The sequence below is a fragment of the Lancefieldella sp. genome (assembly GCF_057237245.1).
In genome coordinates this window covers 75,344-95,795 of record NZ_DBHHJM010000006.1, presented here as the reverse complement: position 1 = coordinate 95,795, position 20,452 = coordinate 75,344, and the positions used below count along the sequence as shown (strand labels likewise).

The 20,452-nt window shown below is 49.5% G+C and carries 21 protein-coding genes and 1 other RNA gene; 1 reads left to right on the top strand and 21 read right to left on the bottom strand.

Annotated features, from left to right (window positions below):
• Positions 1–281: 281 nt before the first annotated feature.
• From ACO5GU_RS05845 to prfA, 18 genes are all read right to left on the bottom strand, one after another.
• Positions 282–1,697, bottom strand: a complete 1,416-nt coding sequence (locus tag ACO5GU_RS05845) for a phosphohexomutase domain-containing protein (protein ID WP_484930404.1) — start codon at positions 1,695–1,697, stop codon at positions 282–284.
• Entirely contained in the window at positions 1,678–2,571 is an 894-nt protein-coding gene (locus tag ACO5GU_RS05840; protein WP_484884743.1) for a UTP--glucose-1-phosphate uridylyltransferase, read from the bottom strand. Before ACO5GU_RS05840 ends, ACO5GU_RS05845 begins: the two co-directional genes overlap by 20 nt.
• Before the next feature lie 137 nt (positions 2,572–2,708).
• Positions 2,709–3,137 carry a metal-dependent transcriptional regulator gene (locus tag ACO5GU_RS05835; protein ID WP_313996260.1) on the bottom strand — a complete coding sequence of 143 codons (429 nt, stop codon included), beginning with the start codon at positions 3,135–3,137 and terminating at the stop codon, positions 2,709–2,711.
• A gap of 108 nt (positions 3,138–3,245) precedes the next feature.
• Complete coding sequence (locus ACO5GU_RS05830) at positions 3,246–4,469, bottom strand: LCP family protein (RefSeq protein ID WP_484808352.1); 1,224 nt, start codon at positions 4,467–4,469, stop codon at positions 3,246–3,248.
• 3 nt (positions 4,470–4,472) lie between these two features.
• Positions 4,473–5,756, bottom strand: coding sequence for a UDP-N-acetylglucosamine 1-carboxyvinyltransferase (gene murA / locus ACO5GU_RS05825; RefSeq protein ID WP_484930403.1), 1,284 nt, complete (start codon positions 5,754–5,756; stop codon positions 4,473–4,475).
• A 29-nt stretch (positions 5,757–5,785) separates the two neighbouring features.
• Positions 5,786–6,205, bottom strand: coding sequence for an ATP synthase F1 subunit epsilon (gene atpC / locus ACO5GU_RS05820; protein WP_035427227.1), 420 nt, complete (start codon positions 6,203–6,205; stop codon positions 5,786–5,788).
• Between the two features lie 8 nt (positions 6,206–6,213).
• Positions 6,214–7,695 (bottom strand): F0F1 ATP synthase subunit beta, encoded by a 1,482-nt coding sequence (gene atpD, locus ACO5GU_RS05815; protein WP_187468904.1) that lies wholly within the window; start codon positions 7,693–7,695, stop codon positions 6,214–6,216.
• Positions 7,695–8,612 carry an ATP synthase F1 subunit gamma gene (gene atpG, locus ACO5GU_RS05810; protein WP_035427225.1) on the bottom strand — a complete coding sequence of 306 codons (918 nt, stop codon included), beginning with the start codon at positions 8,610–8,612 and terminating at the stop codon, positions 7,695–7,697. The genes atpD and atpG overlap by 1 nt, the downstream gene beginning before the upstream one ends.
• Before the next feature lie 6 nt (positions 8,613–8,618).
• Positions 8,619–10,292, bottom strand: a complete 1,674-nt coding sequence (atpA, locus tag ACO5GU_RS05805) for a F0F1 ATP synthase subunit alpha (RefSeq protein WP_035427223.1) — start codon at positions 10,290–10,292, stop codon at positions 8,619–8,621.
• Complete coding sequence (atpH, locus tag ACO5GU_RS05800; protein ID WP_035427221.1) at positions 10,292–10,765, bottom strand: ATP synthase F1 subunit delta; 474 nt, start codon at positions 10,763–10,765, stop codon at positions 10,292–10,294. The genes atpA and atpH overlap by 1 nt, the downstream gene beginning before the upstream one ends.
• Positions 10,755–11,366, bottom strand: coding sequence for a F0F1 ATP synthase subunit B (atpF, locus tag ACO5GU_RS05795; RefSeq protein WP_035427219.1), 612 nt, complete (start codon positions 11,364–11,366; stop codon positions 10,755–10,757). The genes atpH and atpF overlap by 11 nt, the downstream gene beginning before the upstream one ends.
• 42 nt (positions 11,367–11,408) lie before the next feature.
• Positions 11,409–11,603 carry an ATP synthase subunit c family protein gene (locus tag ACO5GU_RS05790; RefSeq protein WP_035427217.1) on the bottom strand — a complete coding sequence of 65 codons (195 nt, stop codon included), beginning with the start codon at positions 11,601–11,603 and terminating at the stop codon, positions 11,409–11,411.
• Between the two features lie 138 nt (positions 11,604–11,741).
• Positions 11,742–12,542 (bottom strand): F0F1 ATP synthase subunit A, encoded by an 801-nt coding sequence (gene atpB / locus ACO5GU_RS05785; protein WP_484820388.1) that lies wholly within the window; start codon positions 12,540–12,542, stop codon positions 11,742–11,744.
• 508 nt (positions 12,543–13,050) lie between these two features.
• Complete coding sequence (upp, locus tag ACO5GU_RS05780) at positions 13,051–13,695, bottom strand: uracil phosphoribosyltransferase (protein ID WP_035427213.1); 645 nt, start codon at positions 13,693–13,695, stop codon at positions 13,051–13,053.
• A 122-nt stretch (positions 13,696–13,817) separates the two neighbouring features.
• On the bottom strand, positions 13,818–14,282 hold the full coding sequence (gene rpiB / locus ACO5GU_RS05775) for a ribose 5-phosphate isomerase B (RefSeq protein WP_012809387.1): 465 nt from the start codon (positions 14,280–14,282) through the stop codon (positions 13,818–13,820).
• A 93-nt stretch (positions 14,283–14,375) separates the two neighbouring features.
• Positions 14,376–15,023: an L-threonylcarbamoyladenylate synthase gene (locus tag ACO5GU_RS05770; protein WP_484868803.1), complete on the bottom strand. Its 648-nt coding sequence runs from the start codon at positions 15,021–15,023 to the stop codon at positions 14,376–14,378.
• 109 nt (positions 15,024–15,132) lie between these two features.
• Positions 15,133–16,026 (bottom strand): peptide chain release factor N(5)-glutamine methyltransferase, encoded by an 894-nt coding sequence (prmC, locus tag ACO5GU_RS05765; RefSeq protein ID WP_484930402.1) that lies wholly within the window; start codon positions 16,024–16,026, stop codon positions 15,133–15,135.
• A 12-nt stretch (positions 16,027–16,038) separates the two neighbouring features.
• Positions 16,039–17,106 carry a peptide chain release factor 1 gene (gene prfA, locus ACO5GU_RS05760; RefSeq protein WP_484930401.1) on the bottom strand — a complete coding sequence of 356 codons (1,068 nt, stop codon included), beginning with the start codon at positions 17,104–17,106 and terminating at the stop codon, positions 16,039–16,041.
• 214 nt (positions 17,107–17,320) lie between these two features.
• Between prfA and ACO5GU_RS05755 the strand changes: the two genes are divergently transcribed.
• The gene (locus tag ACO5GU_RS05755) at positions 17,321–19,051 is read left to right on the top strand and encodes a hypothetical protein (RefSeq protein WP_484930400.1); all 1,731 of its coding nucleotides are present in this window, start codon (positions 17,321–17,323) and stop codon (positions 19,049–19,051) included.
• A 72-nt stretch (positions 19,052–19,123) separates the two neighbouring features.
• Here ACO5GU_RS05755 and ACO5GU_RS05750 read toward each other — a convergent pair whose 3' ends face one another.
• The 3 genes from ACO5GU_RS05750 to ACO5GU_RS05740 all read right to left on the bottom strand — a co-directional run bounded on the left by ACO5GU_RS05750 (position 19,124) and on the right by ACO5GU_RS05740 (position 20,363).
• Positions 19,124–19,813, bottom strand: coding sequence for a VTT domain-containing protein (locus ACO5GU_RS05750; RefSeq protein WP_484810087.1), 690 nt, complete (start codon positions 19,811–19,813; stop codon positions 19,124–19,126).
• Positions 19,814–19,872: 59 nt separating this feature from the next.
• An RNA gene (ffs, locus tag ACO5GU_RS05745) (signal recognition particle sRNA small type) lies at positions 19,873–19,968 on the bottom strand.
• Between the two features lie 56 nt (positions 19,969–20,024).
• A complete protein-coding gene (locus tag ACO5GU_RS05740; RefSeq protein WP_484930399.1) occupies positions 20,025–20,363 on the bottom strand; it encodes a hypothetical protein in 339 nt (112 codons plus the stop codon).
• Positions 20,364–20,452: the final 89 nt, after the last annotated feature.

The following is a 20,452-nucleotide window of genomic DNA, read 5'->3' as shown; positions in this document are numbered from 1 at the left end:
GCGTGGTGCGCGGCGCGGGGAATAACTATACGCACTTACGACTCGTTTGTGAAGATGATTTTGTATCTTCTTAATTCCTCCATAATTTCTACACAATTCGTAGTCTTTAGTGAACTAATGCGTATATTGGGCACTAAATTCCCTTTGTCGTCTCGTAGTATCACTTTATTTTTCAACTATATATAGTGTTGTCATTTTTACGATGTCTTTATTATCTTTTTACGTTGTCTTGACGCGCGTTATTACGTTGTCTTGCCGCACTTTTACGCGTCTTAATGAGGCTAAATTTCGTCTTTTACAATCTGACAAGCTGCATCAAGAAGTTGATCGCGAAGTGTCTCGTTAGCGGCCTCAGAATACACGCGTACCAGCGCATCCATACGAGAAGGACGAATGAGCACCCAAGAATCGTCTTTAAACTGAAGCTTAAGGCCATCGGCATGGCTTACCGAAACAGGAACTTTACCTGCAACGTTTTCTGGATTGAGACCTGGAAGGATGTTTCTGAACGCCTGAGTAGCTGCAGCATCAAGTCGCACTCCTCGCCTGCTATAACACATGCGACCCAGTTCAGCCTCGTCCTCAGAGACAAGCTGTGCAAGCGATTTATGGGTATACGCTAGCATTTCGACAACAAGCAGGGCCACAAGCAGGCCGTCTCGCTCCAACAGGTGACTTGGAATGCAAATACCGCCGTACTCCTCTGCGGCGAGAAGGACGTCTCCTTGCTCAATCTCTGAATAAAGTCGAGCAAATCCAACAGGCACGCTTGCAGACTCTAGTCCAAGATGAGCTGCCTGCCTGGATACCGTTGCAGAACAGGTCAGTGTAGAAACAACGCGGCCGGTTTGCTTTCTATTTTGTACAAGATGGCGTGTGATAAGCGGAATAAGCTCGTGTGGGCTAAGGAGTCGGCCGGTTTCATCTACGGCAGCAGCGCGGTCTCCGTCACAATCAAGCAAAAGGCCCAGCTGTGCATGGCGGCTTACCACCATCGAAGAGCACTCATCAGCCCAAGGGTCCGCTGGTTGTGGGTGAATGCCACCAAAATCCCTGACAGGACCTTGGTGCATCTGGTGTACAACACATCCAGCTGCGGAAAGTACGTCAGCAAGCAGGTCTGTTGCTGCACCATACATAGGGTCAACTACCACGCTCGGGCGTAGCTCTTTAATAACAGACACATTAATCTGATTAAGCAGCGCACTTTTATAAGGCGTCACAATATCTATTGTGGTAAAAGTTCCACGCTGATCTGTTGGCTCAAGCGGCGTTGCGGATTCCACGCGCTGGAGAAAATCGCGAGAAACAGGGCCTCCATTAGCAGCGCGAATAATCATGCCGCAATATTCGCAGGAAAGCTCAGTTGCAGAAATAATGAGGCCACCAGCTACATCTTTGTGATGTGCACAGGCCCAGCAAACAGATGGAGTTGGGCAAAAAGTCTCGGACACACGCACGTCTAAACCAAAGGAAGCCAATGTTGCAGCGGCTTCAAGAGCAGACGAATCTGCTTCAAAGCGTGTGTCAAAGCCGACAAACACAATACCGCCAGGCAGCTCCTCTGACCAGACGGTACCAAGGGCCTCTGCAAGTCTAACTACATTATCCCTGGTAAAGCCTTTATCATAGCGGGCTTGCCAGCCATCGCTGCCAAAACGGAGTATGTCGGGTCTTTTATCCAATGCGGTTGGCATAGCTGCCGAGCGCCTCTTTAAATGCTGCTGCAGAGCTCTGATCAGAGAGTGCCATACGAGCATTAGTTGCTGCCCAAGCTGCAGGAGTACCGGTATCGCAGCCCTCTTCCGCGTCGATTACCAGCGCATACATCTCTTCCTCAGCAAGCAGGCGCTCCATTGCATCTGTCAGCTGAATCTCGTTGCCGGCGCCAGGACCCTGAGTTGCCAAGAGCTCCATAATCTTTGGAGAAAGCAGGTAACGACCAACAATAAACAGGTGAGAAGGTGCGTCCTCTGGACGGGGCTTCTCGACAAGGCCTGTTACCTTCCAAATAGCACCCTCACCCTCAGAGTTGCCTGAAGGAGAAGAGATGCACTCGCCTGCGATAATACCGTAGCGATTCACCTGATCTGCAGGAACTGGAGCAACTGCAATGACGGATGCGCCGTTGTGCTGCTTGGAAATCTCTGCCATGCGGATGCACATCTGACGATCTGGAACAAAGTAATCGCCGAGAAGTACAAAGAATGGCTGGTCGCCTACGCCGTCTGCAGCGCAAAGTACGGCATGACCAAGGCCACGAGGATTGTCCTGATAGGTAAAGGAAACAGGAAGTGCAGAAGCTGCATGGACCTTCTCGGCAAGGTCTTGCTTTCCACGAGAAGAAAGGTCCGCCTCAAACTTCTGGTCTTCAGCAAAGTAGGTTTCAATCTGTGGCTTCTCGCGAGAATTGATGATGATTACCTCATCAACCTCTTCTGGCTCAAGAGCCTCTTCTACTACGTACTGGATGACGGGCTTATCCAAAACAGGCAACAGCTCTTTAGGGGTTACCTTTGTTGCAGGTAGAAAACGCGTACCTAGACCTGCTGCTGGGATAATTGCCTTCATGTGTTTACCTTTCACCTATGAGCCCTGTTGACTCTGCACACCTAACGTGCGCTTGTAAGAATGACGGTTTTGCCGCCGATAAACTCAAATGACAGGCGCTTTTATACGTACCTAGCTTGCATAAGCGCCAGGTTACGTTACTTGCTTGGAATCTCAATTCCACGCTTCTCAAGGAATTCAATGAGCTTAGCCAGCGTGTCTACAGAAAGTGAGTGCTCCATAAGGCAAGCCTCTGCATCTGCAGTCTCTGTGTCTACACCCAAGTCCTCCTCAAGGAAGGTGCGAAGCGCACGGTGAGCACGCCATGTGGTACGGGCGTTTGCCTCGCCTTCTTTGGTCAGCGTGACACGACCATAACGGCTCTGCTCAACCATGTCCTGCTCTTTAAGCTGAGATAGAGCCTTGTTGACGCTTGCCTTGGAAACATCAAGGCTCTCGGCAATATCAACGGAGCGGACGCTCTTATCGTCATCTGGCTGCTCAAGTGCAATGCGATAAATTGCCTCGAGATAGTCCTCGCCGGCTTTTGTCAGTGTGTGCTCGTTTTGTACGTTATCGTTGGCCATAACTCTCCTCCGACGACTGCTTGACAGTCTTTTTCATGCAAAATCAGTTGCGCTACGCAACGAAAATATTTCTAACACTTGAATGATACCCAAAAACGGCGCTTAGTTTTACTGGCGAGAAGAGCTGTTTGAAGATTCTGAGGACTCTTCTGAGCTTTTCTCGGCAGCCTCAGCATTTGCCTCGGCATCTGTTTGTCCGTTTAAACTAGACGGATCGTCTCCTGCATCAATTACTTTCATCATCTTTGCAAGCGCATCTTCATCTGCGATGACATACGACTGACCGTCAATTTCTGTTCCCTCGGATGGTACGTATGCCGTATAAATATCCTTGTCAGTGTTCATGCCAATCATCTGAGTGCCCAAAGAAATAATGTCTGAGACAGATAGATCGGTAATAACCATGCTTGCCGTTGAATTGACAGTATTTGCAATGGCTACAGGGTCTCCTGTGTTCAGAATCTGAGCAATCATAGCCTTGATGAAGGTTCTCTGATGGCGCATGCGGGTGTAATCGCTGTCTGCAAAAGCGTAGCGAACACGAGTAAAGAAGAGTGCCTGAGCGCCGTTCAGTTTCTGCACACCAGGGTACAGTTCAACAACGTCGCTGAAGTTCTCTGTATCGCGCATGTACTGCTCAACGTTTACGGTTACGCCACCAAGAGCATCGGTAATGCCTGCGAGACCATCAAAGTTGACCTCTGCATAGTGAGCAATATGTACGCCGCACAGTTCATTTACAGCTTGTACCATGCCATTTGCACCGTCATAGTAGTGGACGGCGTTAATCTTCATGTAAGAACCCTTCCACAAAACACGGGTATCTCGTGGAATAGAAAGCATGGTCACACGCTTATGAATAGGGTCAACGCGCGCCAAAATAATGGAATCCGCACGATATTCAGTCTCGCCAGGTCGGCCGTCGGTTCCTAGAAGCAGCATATAATAGGGGTCGCTTGGTGCAGAAGGCTCCTGAAGCGTCTGACGAAGCTCAGCAGTAATGACCTGCGAGTTATTGAGCTGCGCTTGAACGCTTGCATACCAGATACCTGCGCCCACCACAGCGGCAACAAAAACAGCAGCAAAGACGCCCAGAAGCGACCTGACTACCATCTGCTTTCTGAAGACACGCTTACGACGCTTGTGGTAGCCCTCTGCCTGCGTGCGGCTAAAAGGAGAGTTGCTAACTGCAGCGTTCTGCGACGTATTGGTTGCAGCGCTTGGCGCAGTGCCTTGAGTGCTTCCCGTAGCAGTATTTTGTGCAGCGTCAACCGAAGCGTCCTGTGAGGCCCCGTTGTCGAGCAGTTTTGCATGCTTTGGTTTAGTTGACACAAACTATCCTTCGATAAAGTCGTCGTCTGGAATGGTAGTGCGCTGAGCATCTGCTCCCAGCGTGACGAGTTTCTCGACAAATCCCTCGTAACCGCGGTCAATGTGATGGATGGCAGAAACGATTGTTTCTCCCTCGGCCACAAGACCAGCCATAACAAGCGCGGCGCCACCACGAAGATCTGGTGACTTGACCTGCGCGCCTTCAAAGCCGGAGACGCCGCGAACAATAGCGTGATGGCCCTCGATGGTGATGTCTGCTCCCATGCGAGAAAGCTCGGATGCCAACATAAAGCGGTTCTCAAAGACGTTTTCCGTGATGATGCAGGTGCCCTTAGCCAGAGCAAGCAGCGTCATGGTCTGTGCTTGCATGTCTGTTGGAAAACCGGGGAATGGCAGCGTCTGGATATCGATAGCTTTAAGATCTTGCTGGCGAGAAGCCCTTGCCCACCTATCTCCAGTCTCGATGGTAATGCCCATCTGCTCGTACTTTTTAAGTACCAGACCAAGGTGATTTGGCTCAAAACCGTGAACAGTAATAGGCTCACCAGTAAGCGCGCCAATTGCCAGGAACGTACCAGCTTCAATGCGGTCGCCCACAACCGCATGCTCAACAGGATGCAGCTCTGTGACGCCGTGAATCTCAATAACAGGAGATCCAGCACCCTGAATGTTGGCGCCCATTTTGTTGAGCATGTTAGCCAGGTCAACAATTTCTGGCTCACGAGCTGCGTTATCAATGACTGTTACACCCTTGGCAAAAACTGATGCCATCATCAGGTTCTCTGTTGCACCAACGGAAGCAAAGGCCAGAGAAACGGTCTCGCCGGTTATGCCGTGAGGAGCGCTTGCGTGAATATTGCCGTGCTCAACCTTAAATTCAACACCCAAAGCCTCGAGGCCCAGGATGTGCATGTCAATTTTGCGAGCACCGATATTACAACCGCCTGGCATCGCCACAACAGCCTTGCCAAAACGAGAAATAAGGGGACCCAAAACAGCAGTTGATGCACGCATCTGTGCAACAAGACTGTAAGGAGTCTCCCAGCTTGTAATATCTGTGGTATCAATTTTGAGCTCGTGAAGACCAACGACTTCAATGCGAGCGCCTAACGTCTTGAGCACCTTGCCCATGACGTGAACGTCTGCAATATTAGGAACGTTAGTGAGTGTAGTAACACCAGGAGCCATGATGGTTGCAGCCATCAATTTAAGGGCAGAGTTTTTTGCACCCTCTACAGTGACCTCTCCTGTGACAGAACGGCCACCTACTACTTTTATGACGTCCATAAACCTCCGAAAACGACAGTGAGAGAATTTTACTCCTCAACCACTTGCTTCAGAAGTAGATTACACCAGTCTATCTTTTTTTCGTAGTAGGCACGACGATTATCGTCTTCTGGAAGAGAAAGCATCTGGTCAATGACGTCATCTCTTGTCTCGCGCACAACATCTGCATCAATGTCATCAACGCGACGAGCATGATCTGCCAAGATAATGACTCCTGTTGGATCGATTTCTGCGTATCCACCAGAAATCACTATCTTGGTCATAGATTCTTCATTCTCTGGATGAGGCATGTGCAGTCTTACAACACCATCGCCAAGCGCAATGATTTCTGGTGCGTGGCCTGGCCACACACCATACTCTCCATCTGCTGAAGCAAGAATCAGACTTTCAACGGTTCCTTCGTAAAGGAGCTTATCTGGTCTGACAAACTGACAAGTCAACTCAGCCATGAGAAATCCTAGTTCTGTGAGCTATCCGAAGCGGACATCTTTGCAGCGCGCTCGCGAACATCTTCGATGGTGCCTGCAAAACGGAATGCCTGCTCAGGAAGGTCATCGCACTTACCGTCAATAATCTCTGCAAACGAGCGGACAGTCTCCTCAACGGTGCAGTACACACCAGGGTTACCAGTGAACTTCTCGGCAACGTGGAATGACTGAGAGAGGAACTGCTGAATCTTACGGGCGCGAGCAACGGTGCGCTGCTGCTCCTCAGAAAGCTCGTCCATACCCAGAATTGCAATGATGTCCTGAAGGTCGGAGTACTCCTGCAGGGTCTCCTGAACTGCCATAGCAACGCGGTAGTGCTCTGAACCAACAATGGATGGATCAAGAGCAGAACTGGAGCTGGCCAGAGGGTCAACTGCTGGGTAAATACCAAGCTCGGTAATAGCACGAGAAAGAACGGTAGTTGCATCCAAGTGCGTAAAGGTTGTAGCAGGAGCAGGGTCAGTAAGGTCGTCTGCAGGGACGTAAACTGCCTGTACGGAAGTAATAGAACCTTCCTTGGTGGAAGTAATACGCTCCTGAAGCTCGCCCATCTCTGTAGCCAGGGTTGGCTGGTAACCAACTGCGGAAGGCATACGACCAAGAAGTGCGGAAACCTCAGAACCTGCCTGAGAGAAGCGGAAGATGTTGTCGATGAACAACAGAACATCCTGGCCCTGATCACGGAAGTACTCTGCAGTAGTAAGGCCTGCAAGAGCAACACGCATACGAGCTCCTGGTGGCTCGTTCATCTGACCGTAGACTAGGCAGGTCTTGTTAATAACGCCGGACTCAGTCATCTCGAGGAAGAGGTCGGTACCCTCACGAGTACGCTCTCCAACGCCGGTGAATACGGAAGTACCACCATGCTGCTGAGCCAGGTTGTTAATAAGCTCCTGAATCAGAACGGTCTTACCAACGCCAGCGCCACCAAAGAGGCCAGTCTTTCCGCCTCGAACATAAGGCTCGAGAAGATCGATTGCCTTGATGCCCGTCTCGAAAATCTCTGTCTCAGTAGTGAGCTCTTCGAAGAGAGGTGCTGGGTGGTGAATTGGATAAAACTCAACGTCTTCAGGAATATCTCCACCGTCGACTGGCTGACCCATGACGTTCCAGACGCGGCCCAGCGTAGACTCGCCTACTGGCATCATCATTGGCTTGCCGGTGTCCTTAACGCGAAGGTTACGCTGAAGACCATCGGTTGACGACATAGCGACGGTACGAACAACACCACCGGGAAGCTGAGACTCAACCTCAAGAACGGTGCTGACGTGACCAACAGGCGTGTCATCCTCTACCGTCAGTGCGGTATAGATGCTTGGAACAGGTCCGTCGAACTTAACGTCGACAACTGGTCCAACTACGCGAACGATTACGCCATCGTCAACGTGCTGATTGCGCTTGTTGAGAATAGCTTCCTCAAAGGAAGAAGTCTCTACTTGCATATCTGACATTACATATCCTCCAATGCTGCAGCACCACCGATAATCTCATTGAGCTCAGTGGTAATTGCGCCCTGGCGTTCGCGATTGTACGTACGGCTAAGAGCGCCTAAGACGTTCTCAGCATTATCAGTTGCAGACTGCATTGCACGACGGCGTGCACCATGCTCGGCTGCAGCAGAATCAAGAAGTGCGTGGAAGATGACCGTCTTGATATAAGCGGGCATCAACGAATCAAGTACCTGAGAAGCAGATGGCGAGAATTGATATTCACTCTTGTTATACGTCTTCACCTGTGAGAGGGCTTCTTCGGTACGTGGTTTATTAGGAATCGTGAGTTTATCGCGCGAAATAGGAAGAAGTTGCTCTGTAACCTGCTCTTGGTCAACACGGTTCTTTGCATGCCAGTACTTGATTACGACACGATCAATCTTACCCTTGATATAGCCATCCATGATATAGGAGGCAATACGATCAGCCTGGTCTGCTGTAGGCTCAGAGGAAATGCCTACATAGGACATGGTGGGCTTGATATTTCTATACGTAAAGTACTCAGTTGGCTTGCGTCCGCAAGTAATTATCTCGGACGACACACCCTTAGCCTTAAGACGTGCCATCTCATGCTCAACCTCGCGTTGAGGCAGGATGTTAAATCCGCCTGCAAGGCCACGGTCAGATGCGATGACTAAGAACAGCACGTTCTTCTCGACTTTATGTGTAGCAAGAAGAGGCTGTTTCTTAGGATTAAAGCCAGCGCCTGCTACATTTGCAAGCATAAGGGTAATAGCTTCCTTATATGGCGAAGCAGCCTCGGCCCTATCAAGTGCCTTGCGGACACGCGCTGTCGAAATCATCGACATCGTGCGCGTAATCTGCATGGTGCTCCTGATGGAGCTCATACGCCTCGATATTTCGTGAAGGTTCGCCATTGATAATTACTCCTGCAATGAACCCTGGGTTACTGCGTCAAAAGAGCCTGGTGTGTCTGAATTAGCTTCTGCCTCATCCACAACCTTGTTTGGATGCTCTTCCAAGAACTTAGCCTTGAAGTGCTTAATGTGATCACTCAAGCGCTCTGCCTGCTCATCAGAAATCTTTCCGTTGCGCAGAGAGTTGCGGAGCTGTGGGTGATACTCACTCATGTACTGAGCAAGGCCATCACGGAAGAGAGCAACGTTCTCAAGATCAACGTCATCAATGAAGTTCTCTTTTGCAGCGTAAATTGCGCAAATCTGGTCTACTACGTCCAGAGCTGAATAACGTGGCTGCTTGAGAAGCTCCATCATATGAGCACCGTGGTTGAGCTGGTACTGCGTAGTTGCATCCAAGTCGGATCCGAACTGCGAGAATGCCTGCTTCTCACGATAACTTGCAAGGTCCAGACGAAGTGTACCTGCAACCTGCTTCATTGCCTTGACCTGAGCGTCGCCACCAACGCGGGATACAGAAATACCTACGTCGACTGCTGGGCGCTGGCCCTGGAAGAAGAGATTAGACTGCAGATAAATCTGGCCGTCTGTAATGGAAATGACGTTTGTAGGAATGTATGCAGAAACGTCGCCTTCCTGCGTCTCAATAATTGGAAGTGCGGTAAGAGAACCTGCTCCGTTTTCATCGGAGAGCTTACATGCACGCTCCAGCAAGCGTGAGTGCAGGTAGAAAATATCACCAGGATATGCCTCACGTCCTGGTGGACGATGAAGCGTCAGTGACATCTGACGGTATGCAACTGCCTGCTTAGAGAGGTCATCGTAAACAACAAGAACGTGTCCGCCTGGATGGTCTTTGTCAGCAGGCTTGCCGTCCTTATCGTTATACATAAAGAACTCACCAATAGCAGCGCCTGCCATAGGGGCAATGTACTGCATTGGAGCAGAATCGGCTGCGGTAGCTGCAACAATGACGGTCTTGTCAAGAACACCATGGCGGGAAAGAGACTCGCGGATGTTTGCAACTGTAGACGCCTTCTGACCGATGGCGACATAGATACAAACCATATCGGTGTTCTTCTGGTTTACGATTGCGTCAATTGCGATAGCGGTCTTACCGGTCTTACGGTCACCAATGATCAACTCACGCTGACCACGGCCGACAGGAACCATAGCGTCAATTGCCAGAAGTCCAGTCTGAACTGGCTCGCAAACAGGCTGACGCTGCATGATGCCAGGAGCCTTGAACTCAATAGGGCGACGATGTGTAGCGTGGATAGCGCCAAGTCCATCAATAGGCTGGCCCAGTGGGTTAACAACACGACCAAGCATGTCAAAACCAGCTGGAATATCCATGACGCGGCCGGTTGTACGGCACTCGTCGCCTTCCTTAATCTCAGAAACTTCGCCGAACAAAACAGCGCCGACTGAAGTTTCATCAAGGTTCTGAGCAAGACCGAATACGCTGTGGCCCGTAACGGAGCTAGTGAACTCCAGCAACTCGCCTGCCATAGCGCTGCGTAGACCAGCAACACGAGCAATACCGTCTGCTACCTCAATAACAGCAGATACCTCTTGCTGGGATACAGTTGAATTGACCTTAGAAAGGCGCTCTCTAAGCTGTGCCATGACGGCATCTGAGCTCAGCGTTCCTTCCTGTATAGTGGTCTTATCAGTCATTACAATTCACTTTCAACGTGATCTGAAGAGAGCCTACTCTTAATGTGAGTGAGCTGTGTCTTTACCGATGCATCATAACGATGATCACGTGCCTCAACTACAATGCCGCCCAAAATCTTGGGATTAACACGCTCAATAAGATACACCTGAGTATTGAAGTTCTTCTCGAGCTTCTCGGTGACCTTTGCACGTAACTCATCATCAAGAGGCATTGTAGTAGTTACCGTTACTGTAAGTGTCTTGTCTTCTTCTTCAAGAAGCTCCTGGAACGTAGCGGCAACATCATTGATAAGGTTGACATCCTCACTCGCCTGCATAGCACCAAGAGTCTCAAGAACTTCTGGAGAGAACTTCTTTGCGTGCTGCACCTGTACAAGGTCTGCAGTTGCACGACCCTCTGCGCGGCCAGCCTCCAGGAGTGCCCTGGTATAGCCCTCTACTTTTCTGTCTTGATCGTCTTTATTAGTGCTCATCTGGAGTACCTACTTCCGCAAGGTACTTTTCGGCAAGAGCACGCTGCTGCTCTACTGAAAGCTCGTTGCCAATAATCTTTCCGGCAATATCGACGGCAAGATCAACAACGGAATCAGAAAGCTCAGCCATGGCGTGACGACGCTCAGACTCTACAACGCCCTTACCCTTAGTAATAATCTCGACAGCTTCTGCCTTTGCCTGCTCGATAATACGAGCACGCTCTTCTTCGCCCTCACGCTTAGCAGCAGAAACAATCTCGTCTGCTTGCTGCTTAGCTGCGTCGATACCAGCTGCTGCGATTTCACGATCCTTGTTGGCTTCCTCGCGAGCCTTTGCTGCAGCGTCCAGATCGCCTTGGATCTTCTCTTGACGCTTGTCAAGCATACGTAGAACGGAAGGCCATACAAACTTTGCTACAACAGCAAAGATGATCAGAAACGCAATCAGAGCAGGAACAAACTCAGCGGGCTTTGGAAGAAGAATATCGGCACCACTTGCACCCTCTTCAGCAAGTGCGACTGAGGGAGCCATTGCCACAAGTAGAGCAGCAGTTGCGCCTACTGTGCTGGCTTTTTTAACTCCCTTACAAATCGTATTCATGCATTCCTCCAACGTAGCGTTTTCGCTGTTACAAACAGTAATTTACTTAACCATCAAGGTAACAACGAAGCCAATCAGGGTAAGTGCCTCGATGAATGCGCAGCCAAGAATAAAGACTGTGAAGAGACGACCCTGAACCTCTGGCTGACGAGCCATGTTGTTAGCGGCACTCGTTGCTACGACGCTAATACAAATTGCTGCTCCCATAACGCAAAGAGCATATCCGAAAATACCCACGATTCCTCCTTTTTCGCTCGCCCCTCTCAAGGCGACCAATATACATACCTATCATCAACTGAGCGTGGGCTCAGATGACTTCATCTTTTGTGCCGTTTGGCACCACAGTGTGGCAATGCCACCAACTAAGCGTTTTGCTTAGTGTTCAGACTCTACCAGCTGGATGTAGACAGTAGAGAGTAGGGTAAAAACGTATGCCTGAATGAAGGCAACAATAGTTTCTACTAAATAAATGATAATCAACAGCAAAACCCAGAAAATCGAAAATCCTGCCTGAGCAGCTGTTGATGCAGAGAAGTTCTCAATTGCTGGCATAAAGTACATAGATGCAAGAATTGCAAACGTACCCATGACGATGTGACCTGCATACATGTTGCAGAACAGACGGACAGCCAGAGTAACCAGACGAAGGAATGTTGAGAAGACCTCAATAACCCAGATAACTGCTGCAATAACTGGATTAACGCCCTTTGGTGCAAGGCTCAAGATATAGCCGATAACACCCATCTTCTTTGCGCCTACATACATAAAGTATCCAAGGGAGCAAAGACCAAGAGCAGCAGTTACACCAATAGTACCGGTACCTGGGTGTGCGCCAGGAATAAGACCAATGATGTTATTAATCAAGATGAACATAAACATGGTGATCAAGAAGGGGAAGTGTGTGCGCCACGTTTCTCCAAGAGAAGCCTTGCAGACGTCATCTCTAATGTACTCAATCAGATACTCAACGCCGTTAACAAAGCGTCCCTTAGGGACAATGCTCTCTGCCTGCTTCTTCTTAAACCTGAAGCAGACAATCAGAAAAATCACAGCAGCGATTAAGAAATAGAAAATGTAGTTCGTGAAACCAAAGGTGGTGTTACCAACCAATGCATGTGGCAAAAAACTTTCGAGCAGCTCGGCCATCTCTGCTGGCAACTGCGCAAGAACATCCACTCTGTCTCAACCTCCCCATACAATCTGCAACCATTTCAGATTGCCCGTCACTGCTCAGCATACTTGAAACGCAATGTAAGATGCCAAGAATATGCCACTTGGAGTATATTATCTACCACTCGGCGTGCATATTTGCGACGAACGGCGATACTAGCACTAAATGAATGCATAGTCACGATTACAAAATCAAATAATTGACTTATGCTCAAACTCTCACATTACTGACACATTTCGTGTTAGCTGCCGTTATTGTTTCATTCAACTATAACACTAATAAGCTGCTGTTACGTTGCTATTTTCTTGAGAAACACAGTTATGTCCAGGTAAAAATAGTCGTATCAATATCCCCTGGTATTCGCAAAGTTTTTGATATATGCCAACCGTTATTTCTTCTCGTAAAGTGATGATTTGAAAAAATGATCCAGTACACACGTTATGTGAGCGCTGGATCAAGTACTAACGTACGTATTCGCAACTATATTAAATTGCGAGAAGGGCGATGAGCTCCTTACTTGGTACCGTAAATGCGGTCACCTGCGTCGCCGAGACCTGGAAGGATGTAGGCATTTGGGCTCAGCTGACGATCAACGGTGCAGGTGTAGAGGCGTACCTCTGGGTCAAAGTCCAGAGTTGCCTTGACGCCCTCAGGGCAAGAAACAATAGTCAGGCAACGAATGTCCTTGACACCTGCTTCACGCAGGAACTGAATAGCAGCAGTTAGAGAGCCGCCGGTTGCCAGCATTGGATCAACAACCAGGCAGGTGCGGTTCTCGATGTCTGCAGGGAACTTGCAGTAATACTGGTGAGGAAGATGGGTCTCTGGATCGCGATACATACCAACATGACCGACGCGAGCAGATGGAACCAGCTCAAGAATGCCGTCAACCATACCAAGGCCAGCGCGAAGAATTGGAATAATAGCAACCTTCTTACCAGCAATGCGCTTAGCAGTCATGGTCTCAAGAGGAGTCTCTACCTCGACGTCCTCAAGTGGGAAGTCGCGCATGGCCTCATAGCTCTCAAGAATTGCAAGCTCGTTGACAAGCTCACGGAACTGCTTAGTGGTGGTTGTCTTGTCACGAAGAATGTGAAGCTTGTGCTGAACTAGTGGGTGGTCAACAACCGTAAGTCTGGACTCATCGTAATCTGCCATAATGCTCCCTCCAAGAGCTTGACCTGCGCTTTATTTGAATGTCTGCAACTATATCCTAGACGTACATTCCGTGCAGGTTTGTGTATGTATTGCTTAGACAGCACCGTTTATGTGCTGTTTACTTACTCAGCGTCAACACCCTTAAAGTTAGGGTCATCCTCACGCATGATCTTCTCGACACGTCCAGTGTGGCGGCCACCTGCAAACTCGGTGCTCAGGAAGGTGTCCACAATAGCCTCGTTGACAGCAAGATCGGTGAATCGACCAGAAAGGCCAATGACGTTTGCGTTATTGTGCTCACGAGCAAGCTCTGCAAACTGAACAGTCTGAACAGGAGTAGCGCGAATACCAGGGACTTTATCAGCAGTCATAGCAATGCCAATGCCGGTGCCACAAATCAGAACACCGCGATCTGCCTTGCCTGCTGCGACTGCGCGAGCAACCTTATCTGCAAAATCAGGATAATCAACACGATCGTCGTTTGCAGGACCAAAGTCCAAAACCTCGTGACCAAGCGACTTAATGTGCTCAATGATAGGATCTTTCTGGATAAAGCCAGCGTGATCGGAACCAACTGCAATACGCATACGCATCCTCCTCAGAAAATTCACTCCTATAGAGAGTACCGCATGCAGGCAAAAGCTGCAGCCAAAACACATAAAAGGGATAGGATTTTTTATCTATTTTGCAAATCCCGCAGTGGCGAGAATATCCTCGGTTGTAATAGCGCCTTCGCGCAAAATGCGCGGCTCATCACCTGTGCAGTCGACAATGGTAGACGCAATAGCAAGAGGTGCTGGACCTCCATCAAGCGTCAGATCCGCTTGCTCAACAAGGCCTGCCTCAAGACCACATCCATCAACTGCAGAAGGAGCTCCGTGCGTATTTGCGCTGGTAGTTGCCAGAGGAGATCCAAGCTGCTTAGCAATCTGGCACACGAGCGGCGAGTTGGGCATGCGAAGCGCAATGGTCCTGTTATCTGGTAAGACATATTCATCGGGAACGTTCTCTGATGCGGTAACCACCAGCGTAAGAGCTCCTGGCCAATAGGCTTCTACCAGCTTATTTGCCCAGTCATGTGTGATGTGCGCATACTTCTGCAAGTCAGATTTACTGCCCACAAGCCAGGGAAGCGTCTGCGTTGAAGGACGCTGCTTAATCTCAAAGATGCGCTTATGACCTGGGTTTTGAGGAGTAGCAGCGGCACCAATGCCATAGACAGAATCGGTTGGCATGATAAGCACGCCACCACGACGAGCCACCTCAACTGCTAAAGAAACTACAGATGCATCCGGATTCATCTGATCAACTTTGATGTACTCACCCATAAAACCCTCGACTCATTGTTGTGTGCTGCACGGTGTTGTGTACTGTGCGGCGTTGTGTGCTGCGCGGTGATATGCGTTACACAGATCTTCTCGCCAGGCGTTTGAAGTGCTACTTTGCTAGATGCGCCACAAGAATGCGCGGCCTGTGCGTCAGATCTTCTTTGACCTCAACGGACTCCCACACTCCCTGCTGCTCAGCAAGGTGTGCTGCCTTATCCAGGTGCCCCTCGTAGAGCTCAACACAAAGCATTCCTCCAGGTAGAAGCATACGAGGAGCCGCCTCAAGCAACCTCCTGTAGACGTCCAAACCGTCCTCTCCCCCGTCAAGCGCCAGCTCAGGCTCAAAGCCCTTGACCTCGGCAGGAACTTCCTGCTCAAGCACGCTTGTAGGAATGTAAGGCGGATTAGACACCAATACCGAGAAGGACTGTGCAAGCTCTGTGGGCACACCTTCTACCAAGTCGCACTCAATGAGCTCCACACGCTCCTGGAGGTCCAAGGCGTCTCTGTTGCGAGTTGCCAGTGCAATTGCCTTAGGAGAAAGATCTGTGGCGTAGACGCGTGCCTGTGGACGCTCAGTGGCAATGGAGAGCGCTATGCAGCCCGTTCCAACGCCAACCTCAAGTACGCGTACTTCTCCGTTAGCGTTTGGAGTTGCTGCATCAACGCCTTCGAGCGCAACGTCTACCAGCACTTCTGTCTCTGGTCGTGGAATAAGTACGCCCGGTTCGCACGTAAGTACCAGGTGCCTGAAGGGCATCTCGCCCGTCACGTACTGAAGCGGCTCGCCCTCTGCACGGCGCTTAATTGCCTCGCGCATGCGAGTGCGCTCATCCGCAGAAAGTGGCTTGTCAAAGTTGGTGTAGAGCTGAACGCGAGAAAGACCCGTCACTGCGGACAGGAGCCATTCTGCAGAAAGACGTGGATGCTCGTCACCCTTCTTTTCCAGGTGTTGAGTAGTCCACGTCAAAATTTTTTGGATTGTCCAAACTTCATCTGTCATTAAGTTTGCACCTTAAACAGCCTGAGCGAGTTTCTCGGCACGCTCTGCTGCAGCAAGAGCCTCAATAACGGATGGCAGCGTATCGCCAAGAAGAACGCCGTTGTAGGTACCGTTAAAGCCAACGCGGTGGTCGGTTACGCGGTCCTGTGGCTGGTTATAGGTACGGATCTTCTCGGAACGTGCGCCATGACCAATCTGGGAAAGACGCTCTGCGCCCTGCTCAGCTTGCTGACGTTCAAGCTCCATCTCATAAAGACGGGCACGAAGCATCTGCATACAAACCTCGCGGTTCTGAATCTGAGAGCGCTGGTCCTGAGACTGAACAACGGTATTTGTTGGCAGGTGAGTAATACGAACTGCGGAATAGGTGGTGTTAACGCACTGACCACCAGGGCCGGATGCGCAGTACGTATCAATGCGCAGGTCTTCCTGGTTGATCTGAATATCAATCTCGTCAGCCTCTGGGAGAACTGCAACGGTTGCGGTAGAGGTCTGAATGCGGCCCTGAGACTCAGTCTTAGGAACGCGCTGAACACGGTGAACACCGGATTCATACTTCATAACTGAATAGACCTTATCGCCTGTGACCTTGAACTCAATGGTCTTGAAGCCGCCTGCCTCAGAAGGAGAGCTGGACAGAATCTCTGTCTTCCAACCACGAGCCTCAGCAAAGCGCTCATACATTTTGAAGAGGTCGCCTGCAAAGATTGCTGCCTCGTCGCCGCCAACACCAGCGCGAATCTCGACGATAGTGTCCTTCTCGTCATTTGGATCGCCTGGAATCAGCATGACCTTGATCTCATCCTCAAGCTGAGGGAGCATCTCTTCATTAGCAGCAATATCTTCCTGCAGCATCTCTTTTTCTTCTGGATCAGAAGTAGCGTTGAGAAGCTCTTTTGCAGCCTCGATGTCATCAAGGGCAGTGATGTACTTGTTAGCGTGAGCAACAAGATCTGCCTGATTAGAGTGCTCTTTTGCCACACGAGCATACTCTTTTGGATCAGAGACAACAGCTGGGTCTGCAAGCTTTTGCTCAAGTTCAGCATAGGCCTTGACGATTTTTTCTAGCTTGTCACGCATTCTTGCTCCTAAGATAAGTGCCTCGTGCGCGCTTGGCTCATTGACATGCGGCCAAACTGTTGCAAAGCTGCTTGCGAGGTGAGAATTCAACTAAAGAAGTGTACCACCACTAGGCGGTTTTTAAACCGATACCTCCCTATCTGCACAGGATGAGGGTACACAAGTTACATAATTGTGAGAAAATTACAGCAGGTTCATACGGTAATGAGGCGCTATGACTTCTAAGAACAAAACTTCACAACCAGATAACACGCCTGCTGCAAAGGACACCTCTTCTGATCAGAAGACCCTTGATGCCCAGGCTGCTGAGGCAGTTGACACTGCTGGCGAGAAGACCGACGAGCTTGAAGAGGTCACCGACCCTATTGCTGCCGATATGGCCGCTGCTGATGAAGACTACATCATGGAAATTGTCAGCCCCATCTTCCCTGGTCTAGACGAAGACGGCGAAGAGGACGAGGATGACTCAGCTTCAGATGAAGACTCTTCTGAAAACGATGCAGACAGCACAACTGACCTGGAGAAAATCGTAAACGATGCAGCTCTAACGCAAGATCTTTCTGCGGTAGAAGCTCGCCTCAAAGAGCTTGAAGAGAGCGCCCACGAACACTCAGAGGCCAAAACCGCCGAAGTTCCTTCCAAAAGCGCTACTAGCGCGAGTGATGCAGCGTCCGACGATGATGCAACCTCTATAAAAGATGTTGCTGATACGTTCTCAAGCTATCTTCGCAGTAGGCGTCGTGCGCTTTTTAGGTTTGTACGCCGCTACAGCTTGCTTTCTGGCATTCTTGCACTCTTAAGTCTTGCCCTTTTATCTGCGGTTATCGTCTTCTTTATTCGCGTGAGCAACGTTCCTTCAACAGATACTGTTATCGCTGACGCTCGCACACGAGCCGAAGCCCCAGCTTGGACTCCGGGCGAGTATGACGCTGATGAGTCCTTACTCCTTACGGGCATTGAAGTTGTTTCTCGCACCAGAAGTACCACGGCAATCTCCAGCGATGCTGCTCAGTTTGGCGCCACAGGCTACGCCAACTCTGTCGTACGCCTTACCTACACGGGTAACGCAATTGCTGCCACAAAGATTTCCAAGTTAGGATACGCAAATACCCAGGGTTGGAACGCTATTGGTGACGAAGAGACCCAATCTGTCTCCTACCAGGCAACTTCAGGTGTTTCCACAACAAAAGTCCTTGATGCCATCGGCGATGTACTAGCCAAGCTTGATGAAAAAAATCCAAACGAAGCTATTTCTTATAGCTCGCAGTTCTCTGGTGCAACGTTTACTGTTCTTGATGCAGGCTTTGATCGTGAACAGCAGACTTGCTGGGTAAGAATGTCAGGTGTTTCACCAACCTTCTATGGCTCGCTCACCTGCGATATTACGGCTTCATTTACGTTTGATGCCTCTACGGGCACCTGGTCGCTAGACACAGTCAGTCCCTCGGCAGGACTTAAGTACGACTACAACGGACTGGTGGGAACGTGGAAGGGCACCTTTGTTAGCTGTGAAGCCAGTAGCGGCAGTCCTTGTTACGCTGGCAGAACTAATCCTTTAACGCTGACCGTAACGTCTGCAGGTTTTTCTCGTGATCAGCTCGTGCTTACGGCAACCGCAGGGGGTGTTGTGCACAACCATGGAGCACTCAACACCTCGTATCGTTGGTATCCCGGTGATGCTGAGTTCAAAAACGCTTCTGTCTCTCTTGCAACTTCAGGAACAATCGGAGAACAAATCCAGGTTTCTGGAACGGTCGATGTAACCAATGCAAACCTGGATGCCCATTCTGCTTCTAATGCAGCTCTCACTACACCTCAGAAGCCACAATTGAAGGTCACTTTTGATACTGCCAATAGGAGCGTTGTGGCTCAGCTTGTTTCCACTTACACAGAAAATGGTCAGACAGTTACCTTTACTGATACGTATCAGCTCTCCAAAGAGTAAAAATAATCCCGTCAGGCCGAGTCTTTCCTGACGGGATTTCTATCATCAAATTACGAGAAGTACAAAGGCTTGTTACTGCACCTTATCTTCTTCCTTATCTGTGGCTTCTTCGTCGTTCTTCTCGCCCTTATGCATGCGTCCACGAACAATTCCCACAATTGTAGGGATGATCGAGACCGCAACAATTCCCACAATCAGCAGCTCAAAATGCTCCTGAACTACAGGAATGCCGCCAAAGAAATAGCCGAGAAGTACAAACATCGTGGACCAGGTTAGACCACCCAAGATGTTATAGATACCAAAGTTGCGCCAGTGCATACCGCCCATACCAGCAATAAAAGGAACGAACGTGCGGATAAAGGGGAAGAAGCGACCTAAGAAAATTGCAAGATGACCGTGTTTATTCAGAAACTTCTGAGTCTTCTCAAGATGCTCTGGAGTAAGTGCCTTGACCTTTCCAGAAGCAATAATTTTTTGACCAAAGAAATGACCAATCATAAAGTTCATCTGATCGCCAAGAATTGCAGCAGCCCACGTAATAACAAGCAGTACAACAATATTAAAGCCGCCGTTATGGGCAAAAAATCCTGCTGCAAAAAGCAGAGAATCACCTGGTAAAAATGGGAAAAAGACTACGCCGGTCTCAATAAAAACAATCAGAAAAACAAAGCCGTACGCAGCAAGAGGGCCTGTGGCAATCATTGAAGCAATAAATGCGCGAGGATCTCTAAGCAGCTCAATGATGTAGTTTACAAAACCCATCGAAATCCAATCGTCGTGACAAATGTCGCGGCAAGCATAGTCAACGCCTAAGAAAAGCGCATTGAGTGGGAACGGATGCCCGCGAGTGACCCCTTATGGCTGCTGTCTCCCGACCCTGACCAGGTTCGAGGTGTCACGTCATCCGCACCCGCTCAATGCGCTGTAGATACTCTACCCTATTAGAGAAATCTTTGCACAGATCGTATCGCTTCTATACATTTTTTGATGAATTTTTTTCAATTGCTTTGATGATCTTCTCGACGTTCTTTTTTCCTCTTGAGATACCTACATGCAAAATTCCAGCTATAGGAACAGATATGACGAGAAGAACTATGCCGCCCACGAGCACAGCCGTTGCCATAGAACTTGTAGAGAGACTCCCGTACACGCTGAGATATATAAGCCATGCTCCAATTGCGATGCCAGAATAAGCGGCTCTTCTATAAACGCTTAGTGTTCCAAGGGCTTTTGTCTGCAAACGAGCCTCGACAACCAAAGGGTTATCCTCGTGTGAATGAGAAGCTGCTCCTACATAGTTTTTCTTGCTCATAAAAACTCTCAATCAAAAGTGGCATCGCCGTATGACGATGCCACTTTATTACGTTTGTCTTTTCTGCGCCAGACAGGATTTTGCGCAAA

Bases quoted from the DNA above. Each gene is read 5' to 3' on its own strand.
- ACO5GU_RS05845 (WP_484930404.1), bottom strand. From the start codon at position 1,697: ATGCCAACCGCATTGGATAAAAGACCCGACATACTCCGTTTTGGCAGC.
- ACO5GU_RS05840 (WP_484884743.1), bottom strand. From the start codon at position 2,571: ATGAAGGCAATTATCCCAGCAGCAGGTCTAGGTACGCGTTTTCTACCT.
- ACO5GU_RS05835 (WP_313996260.1), bottom strand. From the start codon at position 3,137: ATGGCCAACGATAACGTACAAAACGAGCACACACTGACAAAAGCCGGC.
- murA (WP_484930403.1), bottom strand. From the start codon at position 5,756: ATGGACGTCATAAAAGTAGTAGGTGGCCGTTCTGTCACAGGAGAGGTC.
- atpC (WP_035427227.1), bottom strand. From the start codon at position 6,205: ATGGCTGAGTTGACTTGTCAGTTTGTCAGACCAGATAAGCTCCTTTAC.
- atpD (WP_187468904.1), bottom strand. From the start codon at position 7,695: ATGTCAGATATGCAAGTAGAGACTTCTTCCTTTGAGGAAGCTATTCTC.
- atpG (WP_035427225.1), bottom strand. From the start codon at position 8,612: ATGGCGAACCTTCACGAAATATCGAGGCGTATGAGCTCCATCAGGAGC.
- atpA (WP_035427223.1), bottom strand. From the start codon at position 10,292: ATGACTGATAAGACCACTATACAGGAAGGAACGCTGAGCTCAGATGCC.
- atpH (WP_035427221.1), bottom strand. From the start codon at position 10,765: ATGAGCACTAATAAAGACGATCAAGACAGAAAAGTAGAGGGCTATACC.
- atpF (WP_035427219.1), bottom strand. From the start codon at position 11,366: ATGAATACGATTTGTAAGGGAGTTAAAAAAGCCAGCACAGTAGGCGCA.
- upp (WP_035427213.1), bottom strand. From the start codon at position 13,695: ATGGCAGATTACGATGAGTCCAGACTTACGGTTGTTGACCACCCACTA.
- rpiB (WP_012809387.1), bottom strand. From the start codon at position 14,282: ATGCGTATTGCAGTTGGTTCCGATCACGCTGGCTTTATCCAGAAAGAT.
- ACO5GU_RS05770 (WP_484868803.1), bottom strand. From the start codon at position 15,023: ATGGGTGAGTACATCAAAGTTGATCAGATGAATCCGGATGCATCTGTA.
- prmC (WP_484930402.1), bottom strand. From the start codon at position 16,026: ATGACAGATGAAGTTTGGACAATCCAAAAAATTTTGACGTGGACTACT.
- prfA (WP_484930401.1), bottom strand. From the start codon at position 17,106: ATGCGTGACAAGCTAGAAAAAATCGTCAAGGCCTATGCTGAACTTGAG.
- ACO5GU_RS05755 (WP_484930400.1), top strand. From the start codon at position 17,321: ATGACTTCTAAGAACAAAACTTCACAACCAGATAACACGCCTGCTGCA.
- ACO5GU_RS05750 (WP_484810087.1), bottom strand. From the start codon at position 19,813: ATGGGTTTTGTAAACTACATCATTGAGCTGCTTAGAGATCCTCGCGCA.
- ACO5GU_RS05740 (WP_484930399.1), bottom strand. From the start codon at position 20,363: ATGAGCAAGAAAAACTATGTAGGAGCAGCTTCTCATTCACACGAGGAT.